At 64.1% G+C, this 14,747-nt stretch carries 10 protein-coding genes and 1 tRNA gene; 7 read left to right on the top strand and 4 right to left on the bottom strand.

Features of this window, described 5'->3' with window-relative positions; all coding sequences use genetic code 11:
• Positions 1 to 23: 23 nt before the first annotated feature.
• Together clpP and clpX are read left to right on the top strand one after the other, a co-directional pair.
• On the top strand, positions 24 to 743 hold the full coding sequence (gene clpP, locus OXR00_RS04105) for an ATP-dependent Clp endopeptidase proteolytic subunit ClpP (protein WP_267386761.1): 720 nt from the start codon (positions 24 to 26) through the stop codon (positions 741 to 743).
• 225 nt (positions 744 to 968) lie between these two features.
• Positions 969 to 2,237 (top strand): ATP-dependent Clp protease ATP-binding subunit ClpX, encoded by a 1,269-nt coding sequence (gene clpX, locus OXR00_RS04100; protein ID WP_242146571.1) that lies wholly within the window; start codon positions 969 to 971, stop codon positions 2,235 to 2,237.
• A gap of 178 nt (positions 2,238 to 2,415) precedes the next feature.
• On the opposite strand, the gene OXR00_RS04095 is transcribed toward clpX, so the two are convergent.
• Positions 2,416 to 2,547 (bottom strand): hypothetical protein, encoded by a 132-nt coding sequence (locus tag OXR00_RS04095; RefSeq protein ID WP_267386758.1) that lies wholly within the window; start codon positions 2,545 to 2,547, stop codon positions 2,416 to 2,418.
• 418 nt (positions 2,548 to 2,965) lie between these two features.
• Positions 2,966 to 4,669, bottom strand: coding sequence for a M1 family metallopeptidase (locus tag OXR00_RS04090; RefSeq protein ID WP_267386757.1), 1,704 nt, complete (start codon positions 4,667 to 4,669; stop codon positions 2,966 to 2,968).
• A gap of 100 nt (positions 4,670 to 4,769) precedes the next feature.
• Between OXR00_RS04090 and lon the strand changes: the two genes are divergently transcribed.
• From lon to OXR00_RS04075, 3 genes are all read left to right on the top strand, one after another.
• Positions 4,770 to 7,196, top strand: a complete 2,427-nt coding sequence (gene lon, locus OXR00_RS04085) for an endopeptidase La (RefSeq protein ID WP_267386756.1) — start codon at positions 4,770 to 4,772, stop codon at positions 7,194 to 7,196.
• Positions 7,197 to 7,347: 151 nt separating this feature from the next.
• A complete protein-coding gene (locus tag OXR00_RS04080) occupies positions 7,348 to 7,620 on the top strand; it encodes an HU family DNA-binding protein (protein WP_242146566.1) in 273 nt (90 codons plus the stop codon).
• Positions 7,621 to 7,758: 138 nt separating this feature from the next.
• Positions 7,759 to 7,833, top strand: a tRNA-Val gene (locus tag OXR00_RS04075).
• A gap of 31 nt (positions 7,834 to 7,864) precedes the next feature.
• On the opposite strand, the gene OXR00_RS04070 is transcribed toward OXR00_RS04075, so the two are convergent.
• Together OXR00_RS04070 and OXR00_RS04065 are read right to left on the bottom strand one after the other, a co-directional pair.
• The gene (locus OXR00_RS04070; protein WP_267386755.1) at positions 7,865 to 10,627 is read right to left on the bottom strand and encodes a glycosyl hydrolase 115 family protein; all 2,763 of its coding nucleotides are present in this window, start codon (positions 10,625 to 10,627) and stop codon (positions 7,865 to 7,867) included.
• Positions 10,628 to 10,818: 191 nt separating this feature from the next.
• The gene (locus tag OXR00_RS04065; protein WP_267386754.1) at positions 10,819 to 11,487 is read right to left on the bottom strand and encodes a 2OG-Fe(II) oxygenase; all 669 of its coding nucleotides are present in this window, start codon (positions 11,485 to 11,487) and stop codon (positions 10,819 to 10,821) included.
• A 142-nt stretch (positions 11,488 to 11,629) separates the two neighbouring features.
• Here OXR00_RS04065 and OXR00_RS04060 point away from each other — a divergent pair, with 142 nt between their 5' ends.
• Complete coding sequence (locus OXR00_RS04060) at positions 11,630 to 12,472, top strand: type II secretion system protein N (protein WP_267386753.1); 843 nt, start codon at positions 11,630 to 11,632, stop codon at positions 12,470 to 12,472.
• Positions 12,469 to 14,694: a type II secretion system secretin GspD gene (gene gspD / locus OXR00_RS04055; protein ID WP_242146562.1), complete on the top strand. Its 2,226-nt coding sequence runs from the start codon at positions 12,469 to 12,471 to the stop codon at positions 14,692 to 14,694. Before OXR00_RS04060 ends, gspD begins: the two co-directional genes overlap by 4 nt.
• Positions 14,695 to 14,747 lie beyond the last annotated feature (53 nt).

Raw genomic sequence — 14,747 nt, 5'->3', positions numbered from 1 at the left:
GCATAAAGGACGTACAGAACATCATGCGCAACCCGTTTGACACCGGCGATTTCATGGCTCCCCTCAGCGCGGCCGGAGTAATCTCGCCCGGATATCAGGGGCAGCCGACGCAGGCGGGCCTCGTTCCCATCGTTATCGAGCAGTCCAATCGTGGCGAGCGCAGCTTCGACATCTATTCGCGACTGCTGCGTGAGCGCATCATCTTCGTGACCGGCGGGGTCGAGGATCATATGGCGTCGGTCATCACCGCGCAGCTGCTGTTCCTGGAATCGGAGAACCCGAAGAAGGACATCTTCATGTACATCAACTCGCCGGGCGGTGTCGTCACGGCGGGCATGGCGATTCACGATACCATGCAGTACATCCGGCCGCGTGTCGGCACGGTCTGCATCGGCCAGGCCGCATCGATGGGCAGCTTCCTGTTGTCGGCGGGTGAGCCGGGCATGCGGGTCGCGCTCAGCAACTCACGCATCATGATCCACCAGCCGTCGGGCGGTGCGCAGGGCATGGCCAGCGACATCGAGATTCAGGCGCGCGAGATCCTGCGGATGCGCCATTTCCTCAACTCGCTCTACGCCAAATACACCGGCAAGCCGATCGAGGAGATCGAGAAGGCGATGGACCGCGACAACTTCATGTCCGCGGAAGAAGCGAAGGCATTCGGCTTGATCGATCAGGTGTTCGACAAGCGTCCGGCGCTGCCAGACGACGGCTCGACGCCGCCGGCGCTGCCCGCCGCCTGAACCGGGATGCTCCCCGCCCGTGCAGGCGGGGAGCTACTCTGCGGAAATCACACGTTTTTCCGACCGTGTAGACACCGCTTGTTCCGCCGCAAACCTTTCCCATATCTGCTTTCAACACGAACCGGCAGCGACGGTAATTGGATATTCGGCATTGCTCGATAGCCAGAAACGCGCCAAGTCTGTTATGCTATCGTCCCCGTCTGGGGCCATGGGACACGAGATTTTATGACCAAGCTGAGTGGCGGCGATTCGAAAAGCACGCTGTATTGCTCGTTCTGCGGCAAGTCGCAGCACGAAGTTCGCAAGCTGATCGCCGGGCCGACCGTGTTCATCTGCGATGAATGTGTCGAGCTGTGCAACGACATCATCCGCGAAGAGACCAAGTCAGCGCTGGTGTCCAAGAAGGACGGCGGCGTACCGACCCCGCAAGAAATCTGCGACGTGCTCGACGATTACGTGATCGGCCAAAAGCGCGCCAAGCGCGTCCTGTCGGTGGCGGTGCACAATCATTACAAGCGCCTCAACCACGGCCAGAAGGGCGCGGATGTCGAGCTTGCCAAGTCGAACATCCTGCTGGTCGGGCCGACCGGGTGCGGCAAGACGCTGCTCGCGCAGACGCTCGCCCGCATCCTCGACGTGCCGTTCACGATGGCGGATGCGACCACGCTCACCGAGGCGGGCTATGTTGGCGAGGATGTCGAGAACATCATCCTCAAGCTGCTGCAGGCTTCCGATTACAACGTCGAGCGGGCGCAGCGCGGCATCGTCTATATCGATGAGATCGACAAGATCAGCCGTAAGGCCGAGAACCCGTCGATCACGCGCGACGTGTCGGGTGAGGGCGTGCAGCAGGCGTTGCTCAAGCTGATGGAGGGCACCACCGCGAGCGTTCCGCCGCAGGGCGGCCGCAAGCATCCACAGCAGGAGTTCCTCCAGGTCGACACGACCAACATCCTGTTCATCTGCGGCGGCGCGTTTAGCGGCCTCGAGAAGATCATCGCCGATCGTCAGCAGGGCAAGTCTATCGGCTTCGGCGCCTATGTCGCCACGCCCGAGGAACGTCGCACCGGTGACGTGCTGAAGGCGGTGGAGCCTGAGGATTTGCTCAAGTTCGGCTTGATCCCCGAATTTGTTGGCCGTCTGCCGGTGATCGCGACGCTGGAGGATCTCGACATCCCGGCGCTGATCACCATCCTGACCGAGCCCAAGAATGCCTTGGTTAAACAGTACCAGAAGCTGTTCGAGATGGAGACGGTCAAGCTCGGTTTCACCGACGATGCACTGACCCAGGTCGCCAAGAAGGCGATCGAGCGCAAGACCGGCGCTCGCGGTCTTCGCTCGATCCTCGAGGGCATATTGCTCGACACGATGTTCGACCTGCCCGGTATGGACGGGGTGGACGAGGTGATGATCGACAAGGATGTGATCGAGGGACGCAAGGAACCGATCCGCGTCTACGCGAAGAAAGACAAGGCTGGCGCAGGCGCGGCCTGAGCAGCGATCTTCAATGCTTGAATGGGCGGCTCGCTGACGCGGGCCGCCTTTTTTCGTTAAAGCACGCGAGCCGCTGCCTGCCTCGGCGCAACGGCTAGAATAAACCCGGCACGAACCGCTTAACCCGCGCGGCATAAGCATCGTGTTCGGCGCCGAACATCGCGCGCACCAGCGCCTCCTAGTGCCGGACGCGCAGCCAGGTGCCGATCGCATAGACCGGTACCGCGAAAATTATGCCGGTTAAACCGCCATGTTTGATTGCTATCGCCAGCAGGAAGCAGGACAGCGCGACGTAGATCGGGTTGCGCACGTACGCGAATGGTTTGCCTTGCATGAGGTCGTGGTCGACGCGCGTGCGGGCGACCAGCGCCTACGTCTTGCGCATGGTGCGGGTCGCCCAATCGAACGGCGCGATGCCGCTGCCCATCAGCAGAAGGACCACGCTTGCCTTCGCCAGCCCTCAAACGATAGCGGATCGAGTTTCATGGTGATCGGGCCAGCCGCGACCCAGGCGATGCCGAGCCCTTGCACGTCAATCCACAGCCAGGAGGCGTTGCGCTGGCCCCGCGTGGGGGCATTGGCGATCGCACCGGCCCACACGCGCACCGCGATCAGCAGCAGGAAAACAGGGAAGCGGAGCGCTAGGATGGTGACGCCGGTTAGGTCGACCGGGTCGTGACGGAATATGCTCCACGCCTATCTTTGGCGGTGTCGCCTGTCGTCACGGATCAATGCGCCGCCTTGCGCTGTGTGTCCTGCCACGCCTGATACGCCTCCACCGCACGCGAGCGGCGCAGCACCCGCGCATCGGGATCGATCACGACATGGGCATCGGCACGCGCCGTCACCCGTCCGATGCCGCCTGCCATTGCCAGCCGAACCAGCTTGCGGTCGATCTGTACCACGATCGGCATGGGAAACACGCGCCCGCCCGGCGCCACCCAGTGTAGGTCGAGCATTGTGCCGCGCCGTTCGGTCACCAAATCGGGTAGCGCGGCCTGACGCAGATACATGTCGAAGAACCAGCCGTAATCCCTGCCGGTGACCTGCCGGACGATCGCCTGATAACCGGCGGTGGTCAGCGTGCGCGGCACGAAGTTGCCCGGCTTGGGATCGTCGCGGCCATAGACCGCCAGCCGTGTCACCCGCGCGAACGCGGCGTCGCCGATCAGCCAGCGCAGGCTGTGCAGCATCCACGACGCCTTAAAATAGATGTCCTGACCCGGCCCGCCGCGTTCGGTGCGGTATACGTCCTCCTCGGTGCGGGACACGCCCGAGACGATCGGCTGGAGGTTGGCGATCTTGTCGCGTTCTTCGTCCAGCATAACCGCGTAGCGCGCGTTGCCGTCGCGCCACAGGCCGTAGAACGGCTGCATGTAGGTGGCGTACCCCTCGTGCAGCCAGAAGTCGTCCCAGTCCGCCGCCGATAGCTGGTTGCCGAACCATTCGTGCGCAAACTCGTGCTGGAACAGCCAGTCGAACCCCTCAGGCGCTTTCGCATAACCGTTGCCGTAGGCGTTGATGGTCTGATGCTCCATGCCCTTGTGCGGCGTCTCCACCACGCCGACCTTCTCGTCGCCAAAGGGGTAGGGGCCGACCTCGCGCTCGAAGAAGTCCAGCGTCGGGGCGAATTCGGCGAACAGCCCTTTTGCCTGGCGCTCTTCGCCCGGCAGATACCAATAGAACATCGGGATCGTATTACCGAACCGGCTCTTGTAGCTGCCTGACAGTTCCTCATACGGCCCGATGTTGAGCGCAATGCCGTAGGTGTTGGGGTGTTTTACCCGCCAGTTCCAGGTGGTGCGCCCATCACTCAGCGTGTCCACGCCGAGCAGTCGCCCGTTGGAGGGCGCCTTCAGCCCCGCCGGCACGGTGATGTGCAACGTCGCCACCGCCGGTCGCCCGGTCGGGAAATCGAGGCACGGCCAGAACAGGTCGCAGCCATAGCCCTCCGCCGTGGTCGCCACCCACGGCCGCCCGTCCGGCGTCTTCGACCAGACGAAGCCGTCGTCCCACGGCGCCTTCACTGCGACGTGCGGCGTGCCACCGTAGCGGATACGCGCGGTAACGCGCCTGCCGGTTGCGAGTGGCTGAGGCAGCGTGATCGCGAGCTTGCCTTCCGGGTTTGCCCAAGCATTCGCCGGCAGCGTCACCCCGTCGATCGCGATCTCGCGCACCGGCAAATTGCGGTCGAGATCGACCACGACACGGGTCAGCGGCGCGCGCGCGGTGAAGGTCAGCGTCGCCACTCCGGCGATCCGCTCCTCCGCCGGGAACACCTCGAAGGCTAGATCGGCGGCATCGAACGCCAGCTTGGCCTGTTCGGGATCGACCGGTCCCCCCGACCTCGCGGTCTGCGCGGTCAGTGCGGGTTCGCCTGGGCCAGGCAGACGGCTCGCCGCCATCAGCAGCCCCGCGGCGGGCAGCAGCATCGCAACTATCAGCGGCTTACGCGATGGTAGATTGATGGAAAGGTTCCGCGCACCATATAAGGAAGAACTGGCGCATGGTTCGCGCCGCCCCGGAGTGTTCATGACCCAAACTTACCCTGTGTTGCCGCTTCGCGATATCGTTGTGTTTCCGCATATGATCGTGCCGCTGTTCGTGGGTCGCGACAAGTCGGTCGCCGCATTGGAAGCCGCGATGGCTGCCGACAAGGAGATTTTCCTGGTCGCACAGCTCGACCCCGCCGAGGATGATCCCGAGCGCGACGACCTGTACGATATCGGCGTCACCGCCACCGTCCTGCAATTGCTCAAGCTGCCCGACGGCACCGTCCGCGTGCTGGTCGAGGGCAAGCGTCGCGCGAAGTTCAGCGATCTTGAAACCACCGATGGTTACCTTGTCGCTGCGGTCGATCTGCTTGAAGGCGACGTGGGCGAGGAGGAGCTTGCCGACGCGGGCAAGCAGGTCGCGACCGAAACCGCCGCGCTGATGCGTTCGGTGGTCGACCAGTTCGAGAATTACGCCAAACTCAACCGCAAGTTGCCCGCCGAGACCGCGGTACAGCTTGGCGAGATCGAGGAGCCGAGCCGGCTCGCCGATTCGGTCGCCGCCAACATCTCGGTCAAGGTATCGGACAAGCAGGCACTGCTGGTCGAACTCGACGCGGGCAAGCGGCTGGAGATGGTCTACGCCTTCATGGAGGGCGAACTCGGCGTGTTGCAGGTCGAGAAGAAGATCAAGAGCCGCGTCAAGCGCCAGATGGAGAAGACGCAGCGCGAATACTACCTCAACGAACAGTTGAAGGCGATTCAGCGCGAACTCGGCAACGAGGGCGAGGAAGGCGAGGGCGACGAGATCGCCGAGCTGACCCAGAAGATCGCCACGCTCAAGCTTTCCAAGGAAGCGCGTAGCAAGGCTACCGCCGAGCTGAAGAAGCTCAAGACGATGGCACCGATGAGCGCCGAGGCGACCGTGGTGCGCAACTATCTCGACGTGCTGCTCGGCCTGCCGTGGGGCAAGAAGTCCAAGATCAAGCGCGATATCTCGGCAGCGCAGGCGGTGCTCGACGAGGACCATTACGCGCTTGAGAAGGTCAAGGACCGGATCATCGAATATCTCGCGGTGCAGGCGCGCACCAACAAGCTGAAGGGGCCGATCCTGTGCCTCGTCGGCCCGCCCGGCGTCGGCAAGACCAGCCTCGGCAAGTCGATCGCCAAGGCTACGGGCCGCGAGTTCATCCGCCAGTCCTTGGGCGGTGTGCGCGACGAGGCCGAGATCCGCGGGCATCGCCGTACCTATATCGGCTCGCTGCCCGGCAAGATCGTCACCAATCTCAAGAAGGCCGGCACCAGCAACCCGCTGTTCCTGCTCGACGAGATCGACAAGCTTGGCCAGGATTTCCGGGGCGATCCGGCGTCCGCGCTGCTCGAGGTGCTCGATCCCGAGCAGAACAGCAAGTTCAACGACCATTATCTCGAGATCGACGTTGATCTGTCCGACGTGATGTTCGTGACGACGGCGAACACGCTCAACCTGCCGCAGCCGTTGCTCGACCGCATGGAGATCATCCGGCTGGAGGGTTACACCGAGGACGAGAAGGTCGAGATCGCCGAGCGGCACCTGATCGCCAAGCAGATTGGGGCGCACGGCCTCAAGCCCGGCGAGTTCACGCTCACCACCGAAGGCCTGCGCGCGCTGATCCAGTACTACACGCGCGAGGCGGGCGTGCGGACGCTGGAGCGGGAAATCGCCAAACTAGCGCGCAAGGCGCTGCGGCGTATCCTTGAGGGCAAGGATACCACCGTCACGATCACGCCCGACAATATCGGCGATTTCGCGGGCGTGAAGAAGTATCGCCACGGTCTCGGCGAGGAGGAGAATCAGATCGGCGCCGTTACCGGCCTCGCCTGGACCGAAGTCGGCGGTGAGCTGCTCACCATCGAAAGCGTGACCGTGCCGGGCAAGGGTGCCGCAAAGGTGACCGGCAAGCTCGGCGATGTGATGAAGGAATCGATCGAAACCGCGTTCAGTTTCGTCAAGGCGCGTTCGCCCAGCTATGGCATCAAGCCGAGCCTGTTCGCGCGGAAGGATATCCACATCCATCTGCCCGAGGGCGCGGTGCCGAAGGATGGTCCGTCGGCCGGTATCGGCATGGTCACCTCGATCGTCTCGACGCTGACCGGCGTGCCGGTGCGGCGAGAGGTGGCGATGACCGGCGAGGTGACGCTGCGCGGCCGCGTGCTGCCGATCGGTGGCCTCAAGGAAAAGCTGCTCGCAGCGCTTCGCGGCGGCATCACCACCGTGTTGATCCCTCAGGAGAATGAGAAGGATCTCGCCGAAATCCCCGCCAATATCCGCGAGGGGTTGAAGATCATTCCTGTCAGTCACGTCGACGAGGTGCTGCGCCTTGCGCTCACCGCGCCGATCGAACCGATCACGTGGAGCGAGGAGGATGATCTCGCCGCACAGCCGCCCGCCGGGGTCGCGCCGATTGGCGGTGAACGGCGCCACTGATCTTGGTTAAAAGGCCGAAGTGGCAGTATTCCGCCGCTTTTTGCCGGGGGTAGTCGCAAATTGCTTTGACAGCCCCGGTTTGCCTGCCCTTACTGCTTCACCGGCTTTCGCGGCCGAGAATCAGTTTCAATATCACGGGGGTTCCGCAGGCATGAACAAGCAGGAGTTGATCGGCACGGTTGCCGACGCATCCGGTCTGAACAAGGGCGACGCGAGCAAGGCGGTCGAAGCCGTATTCGACGCGATTGGAGCTGCGTTGAAGAAGGGGGACGAGGTTCGGCTGGTCGGGTTCGGCACGTTTTCCGTCAGCAAGCGCAAGGCATCCACCGGTCGCAACCCGCGTACCGGCGAGCCGATGACGATTGCAGCATCGTCGCAGCCGAAGTTCAAGGCCGGCAAGGGCCTCAAGGACTCGGTGAACTGACGATTTGATGACGGTGGGACTGGACAAGTCCCGCTGGCATGTCCTAAAGGGCAGGCAACAGGGCGGCGGCGAGCCGCCCTCTTTCGTTGGCCGGATTGGCCGACAAACTTCGCGGTTCGCATACGGAACCAAGGCGATGGGCGCGTAGCTCAGCGGTAGAGCACACCCTTCACACGGGTGGGGTCACAGGTTCAATCCCTGTCGCGCCCACCATCGCCTCCCGGCAGCGGGGCTGTACCCCGCATCACCGCACCAGCGGTGCTCCATAGCGCGCCGCCGCGCCATCACGCCGCACCTCGATCCGGTCGAGCAGGAAGCCGGGGTCGAGCGCAAACACGCGCACGTCGTGCGCGCCGGCAGTGAGCAGCGGCAGGCGTATCGATTGGCGCGCGGTATTGCTCAGCACGTTCTGCTTCCACACGTCGCTGCGGCCGTGCGTATCGAAATCCAGCGTCTGCACTGCACCGTCATCGATCTGTACCGCAATCCGCAGATGATCGGCAGATGTGAGCGGGTGCGTCGGCAGCGCGACCATCTCCAGCGTCGCATCGCCCGTCTCCGCCGTGGCGAAGCTGTAGCGCAGCGGCTCCACCGCGCTGGCCGATCCGCGCGAGGGCGTATCCAGCCTAACCCGCAGCGCCCGGCCATAGGCGCCAAGCTCGCCGATAGGCTCCCAGTCGCGGCTCATCCGGTAGGGGGTGGTTAGCGTGATGACATGGCCGATCTCGACCGGTGCGTCGGGGCGGGCCGGGGTCACGAACTGCACCGCCAGCTTCACCGTCTTGCCTGCGCAGGTTACGACACCCGGCGACAGGGCGCGCGCTATCCCGTCGTAGTGGATCGCGATCCGCTGCTGAAAGCCGTTGCCGCCATCGAGCCGTCCCGAATTCGCTGCCGACACGATGCCGCTCTGCCCTGCCATCGACCAGTCCGCTGCATCACCGAAGCTGTAGATCGTCAGCGCGTGGTTGGCGGCACGCCCGGCCACGAAAGTGAGGTCAGACGGATCGACTACGCAACCCGGTCGCGCGGCAAACGTCGCGTGCGGGTAGAGCGGTTCGGCGAACACCGGCAGCCCGCGCGGCGCCATGTTCATGATGCCGCGCCATTTGCCACCGTTGAGCGCATTATATTCGGCAGTATCTGTGACGATGCGGGCGTGCGCCGCCCTGGCCTCATCGGCGAGCAGGTTCGCAACCGGGCGGCCCTGCCGCATGTACAGCGCTGCTAAATCGAGCTTCAGGTTGCGCTCGTTAAGGCTGGCGGCACCGCGCACCGGATACAGAACCAGTTCGAAAAACGCTGCGCGTCGGTCGGCAGGCATTCGCGCGGCGAGCGCCTCTGCACGTGCGCGCAACGCGGCATAGCGGTCGATTCGCTGCTCAGCCTCCGCCCCGCCGCCACGCACGTAATCGCCGATGGTGATGGGCGTGGTCGGCTCGACCTGGTTGAAGCCCATGAATTCGGGGCGCCGCTCGAACGCGAGATCGTAGTAATCGCTCATCACCGCTGCGATCTCGCCTGCGAAATCCGCACCGAACTGCGTCGCCGCCCAAGCGGTGAGGTGATCTATCGGGCGTACTCCGAACGTTTCCGCGTCGAAGGCGAGATCGAGGAAATACTGCGTCAGATACTCGCCGGGCTTGATGTCGCCGACGTTGACCACCCACAGCCGCCGCGCACCGGTCTGCCACGCCCGGTCCATCTCCTCGCGAATCAGCGCGGGGTGCGTCGTCGCCAGCCACAGATAATCGTGCGGACGGCCCCAATAGGAGATGTGGTAATAGACGCCGCCGCCACCGCTGCGCCTGCGCTCCTGCGCGGTCGGTAGTTGGCTGATATAGCCGAAATTATCCTCCGGCCACACCAGCGTCACATCGTCGGGCACCGTCAGGCCGAGGCCATACAGGTCGAGAACTTCCTTATAGAGCGTCAAGGCTTGCGGGATCTGGCTAGCGGGTTTGCGCTGCGTTTCGCTGAGCAGCGTGTGCTGCGCGGCGATCGCGTCGGCCAGCGCGTCGCGAGCCATGACCGGCGACCTCGCGCCCTCCATTGCCGAATCGTGTTTGCCGCGCAAACCTACCGTATAGACGGTCTCGTCTTCCTTCACGGCCTCCGCTCGGGTTCGCCAGTAGTCGAGCATCGCCTTGCGGTTGGTGAAGAAGTTGAACGGGCCGCGCTCGGCCTCATCCCATTCGCGCACATTGTTGCGCATCATCGGCTCGGCGTGAGACGTGCCGACGATGATGGCGTGGTCACGCGCCGCATCGGCGTTGCCGGGGATTTGGTAGAACGGCTTCGTGCTGTCGTGCATCGCCGGCCAGATCAGATTGGCTTTCAGCCGCCATAGCAGCTCGAAGATGCGCGCGTAGGTCTTGGGGCCGATATCTCCGGTTTCAGGCTCGAAGGTCTTGGCCGCCCACGGTTGCAGGCCCCAGTCCTCGTCATTCAGGAAGATGCCGCGATATTGTACCGATGGCGCTTTCGAGAACCGCAGCGTGCCGTCGACCGCGATGCTGTCGCGGTGGCGCGGCGTTACATCGGCCCACCATTCCCACGCCGAGACCCCGATTTCCCGACTGAGATCGACCACGCCCCAGATCGCGCCGCGCGGGTCCGATCCGGCGATCAGCAGATACCGCCGCCGCGGTCGGCTCCGCGACTCCACCGCCACGCGGGCGTAGCGTTCCCATTGTCGGTCAAGCGCGGTGAGGTCGATGCCGGCATCGCGTGCCACCTTCGCCACCAGCGGCGAGCCGCGCTTTCCGACGATGATACAGATTTGCGGACACGATTCGAGATCGGTCGATACGACAGGTCGCGCTCCTGTGACCGACTGGACATCTTGCGCCAGCATTTCGGCGGCGAGCGTCAGCGGGCGATCGGGATCGTGGACGATGCCGGCGATTGCGCCATGCGCGGCAAGGAGAACCGGCTGTGCGCTCGCCGCCGATGATGCCAACAACAGCGCGACGAGCGTCGGTACCCCGGCAGCACATAGCCTCATTATCTTTCTCCCCGGTTGGGGAAGGCTAGCACACATTCTGCAGCGTCGTACCACTATCTGTAATGACGTCCCGTTGGAGGTGGTCGATGCCTTTCAAGGCCTCACCCCATCCGGTCCAGCCTAAGCTTGGCAGTGCTACGCGTTGCGCGAGCCAGGGCATCGTCTCGTGGTCTGACGTATAAACGGGGAACTCAGCCCCAAGGCCGCTCGCGAAACCATTTCGTCACGACATATTTCGTGCCGGCGCGCACCTTCATGCCGTGGTGGATCGACGCTGGGTTGAGCGTTCCATCCGGTCGCCGATTATTCCAGATCACCAGCTTGCCCGCTTCGGGTTGAAGGATCTTGTCAATCGCCTTGAATCGCGTCGCGCCACCCGCTTCCGGCGCGTTGAGATAGATCATCGCCGTCCATGTGCGATTGCCCGCCACGCCACAGAAGCGCTCGTAATCCAGGCCGTTCGGCTCGAAATAGTCGGTATGCTGCTTGAACTCCTGCCCCACGGCGTAGCGCTGACCCTGCATCGGCTCGCCGTACCGACCGTCCAATCCGGTCAACGCGAGGATCGCCGCTTCGACCTGCGCGACCAGCGGGTCCGCCGCGTCGAGGTCGCACGTCTCACTGGTCCGGTAGGTCGCATCGCCATTATGATCCGAAACGGTGGAAGGTCGACGTGTCTGGTCGATCCGCGAACACAGCGCCGTACACGTCGCGTCGTCCAGCAAGCGTCTGCGGACGAATAGCGAAAGCTTGGGCGATGGTACCCGCTGCACCTGCGGTTGCGCTGCGAGATGCGCGGTGATCCCGGCCGATGGCTCGCCCGATCCGAACGGCGCCGTGGCGAAAACATCGGTTTGCATGGCGCTGTTTAACGGAAATCCGATGGCAATGACCAGAGTCGAATGATCTCACACGAATGGTCGCGGAAAAGGTTCACAGGATCGCCGCGTCGCTGTAACAAACCTTTCCTAGCGGTGCTGGTGTGTGGGGTGGGATTCTCGAATGCGGTTGGTTCTCGATCCCCGCGCGCGCGCGCTGCTGCGCCGGTTGCCCAGGGTGACGGTGTATTCCGTTGCCGAACTGGTGCTGCTGGCGGTGCTGGCGGTGCAATGCGCACGGCTGGTCTGGGCGGTGGTGACGCCGGTCGGACCGCTGGGGGACTGGCGACCAGCGGGTGTGTCGGTCCCGGGAGCACCGGGAGACCTGCTGCGCGGCTTCGATCCGTTCTTCCGGTTGAGTGGCGGCGACGCGCAGCCATCCACTGTTACCTCGCTGCAATTGACGCTGTTCGGCACACGTATCGACGGTGCGATGGGCGGCGGGTCCGCGATCATCGCCGGGCCCGACGGCGTGCAGAAGAGTATTGCCGTCGGTCAGGAGGTAGCGCCCGGCGCGACGCTGAAGGCAGTCGCATTCGATCATGTCACTATTGCCCGCGGCGGCGGCAGTGAGGAACTGTTCATCGCGCAGGGCGACGCCGGCAGCGCTGCGCCGCCCGCACCCGTGCCCGCCGGCGCTCCGCTGCTCACGCCGCCTGCACCGGTTGCACCAGCATCCAATGGTACCACGATCTCGCAGTTGCGTGCCGATATCGGATTTATCCCGCGTATCGATGGCGGTCGGATCAGCGGCCTCGCCGTGCGTCCGCAGGGTGGCGCCACCGCGTTCCGTCAGGCCGGCTTTCGTGAGGGTGACGTGATTACAGCGATCGGCGGTCGGCCGATTACTGGTGCGGCTGATCTCGAACGGCTTGGCGCACAATTTGCCAACGGCGGCAATCTTTCGGTTACGGTCGAACGCGGCAGCCAGACGCTGCCGCTCGCCATCACGATAGCAGGTCCATGAACAAACTGATTTTTGCCCCCATGTTGGCACTCGTCGCGGTCGCTCCGATCTCGGCGCAACAGACGATGAATGTGCGCGATGCCGACATCCGCGCTTTCATCGCAGATGCCGCTCGGGTGACGGGGCGCACGTTCATCATCGACTCGCGGGTGCAGGGCAAGGTGACCGTCGTCACCGATCGGCCGCTGTCGCGCACCGAGTATTTCGAGGTGTTCCTCTCGACGCTACGCGCCAATGGGCTGGTCGCGGTGCCGAGCGCCAACGGAGCGTTCCGGATCCAGCCGCTCGACAACTCTGCCTCGCAACCAAGCCGCGTCGGGGTTGGCGGGGCGGCGCGCAACAGCCTGGTGACCGAAATTGTGAGGCTGCGCTCGATCGACTCGGCGTCGGCCGTGGACACCGTGCGCGGGCTGGTCAGCGCGCAAGGCTCCGTCACGGCGAACCGCGCCGGCAATTCGATCGTCATCGTCGATTTCGCCGACAACGTGCGGCGCGTGCGCGAGGTTTTGCGGCAAATCGATACGGACAACGCCTCGACCCGGGTGATCGCGCTCAAGAATGCGGGTGCGCGCGAGATCGCGACCGCGCTCCAGGCGCTGGTCGGGCAGGGCAGTAATGGTGCTGGCGGGCAGGCGGGGAGCCCGTCCTCGGTCAGTGTCGTTGCGGTCACCAGTTCCAATTCGGTAGCGCTGCGTGGTGATCCGTCGAGTGTCTCACGCTTGGCGGCGGTGGCGCAGGATCTCGATGCGCGAGCCAAGAACGGCACCGAGATCAAGGTGATCTTTCTTGAAAATGCCGATGCCGAGCAGCTTCTGCCGGTCTTGCAGCAGCTCGTCGGTCAGGCGCCGACGCCGATCCAGACGCAGCAACTCTCCGCCTCCACCTTTGGGGGAACCGGCAGCAACGGATCGAACGGGTCGTCGAGCGGCTTCGGCGCGGGTTCGCCCAACACCAACATCGTGCCGCCGCAGACGCAGACCAGCCAGGCCGGCAACGCTCCGACACAGGCCGCCGTCACCGCCGAGGGCGGCAAGACCGCCGCGGTCGTCACGCGGTTTGCGGGCGCGAACGCGATCGTGATCGCGGCGCCGGCAGAGGTGCAGCGGCAGCTGTCCGACGTGGTGCGCCAGCTCGACACCCGACGCGAGCAGGTGCTGGTCGAGGCGATCGTCGCGGAGGTGTCGGACGCGACCGCCAGCAAGCTCGGCGTGCAGTTCCTGCTCGCCGGCTTGCCCGGCAGTGGTGTGCCGACGTTCGCGACGAGCTACAGCAACTCGTCCCCGAACCTGCTCACCATCGCCGGAGCGATCGGTGCACGTTCGCTCAACAACAACACCACGACCGTCAACGGCACCACCACCGTTACGACCAACGGGAGCGCGGTAAGCGACACCCTAGCACAGTCCGCGCTTACCTCGATCCTCGGCGCGACGGGTGGCTTTGGCGGCGGCGCGTTCAACATCGGCAAGAACGCGATCTTCGGCGCGATCATCAATGCGGTGAAGTCGGATACCACCTCCAACCTGTTGCAGGCGCCGTCGCTCACCACACTCGACAATCAGGAGGCGCGCATCCTGGTCGGGCAGGAGATCCCCGTCACAACGGGACAGGCGCTTAGCCAGAATTTCGATAACGCCTTCCGCACCGTGCAGCGCGAGAATGTCGGCATTCAGTTGCAGGTGCGCCCGCAGGTCAATTCGAGCGGGTCGATCAAGCTGATCCTGCATCAACAGGTCAGTTCGATTGCCGGGCCGGTGTCGAGCGACAACAGCGATCTGATCCTCAACAAGCGTGAGGTCGAGACGACCATGACCGTGGACGACGGCCAGATCGCGATCATCGGCGGGTTGCTCAGCGACGACGAGCGCCGCACGATCGAGAAGATTCCGCTGCTTGGTGACATCCCCGCGATCGGCCAGCTGTTCCGGTCCAAGGCGAAGCAGCGTACCAAGACCAACCTGATGATCTTCATCCGCCCGACCGTGCTTCGCAGCCCCGAAGACACGCAGCGCGTCACCTCGCAGCGCTACGGCTATCTGCGGCTCCAGCAGGGTCAGCAGAACCCGGTCGACGAGCCATCGATCGATGAATTGGTGCGCGATTATATGGGCGCCGCTCCGCCGATCCCTAGCGCGCCCGTACCCGGCAACATCGAGGATCCGCGCATCGGCGTGCGGGTGGTCAAGAACACCACGCAGATCGTCCACCCGGAGAACCAGTGATGGCCACCGCTGCCGACATCTCCGCGTTTGAGCTTGCCGAACCGCTGGCGCTG

Origin of the sequence: Sphingomonas sp. GC_Shp_3, assembly GCF_026540945.1 — a bacterium.
In the GTDB taxonomy this organism is placed as follows: Bacteria; Pseudomonadota; Alphaproteobacteria; order Sphingomonadales; family Sphingomonadaceae; genus Sphingomonas.
Note: the sequence above shows the minus strand (reverse complement) of the source record. Positions and strands in the feature narration are given on the sequence as shown.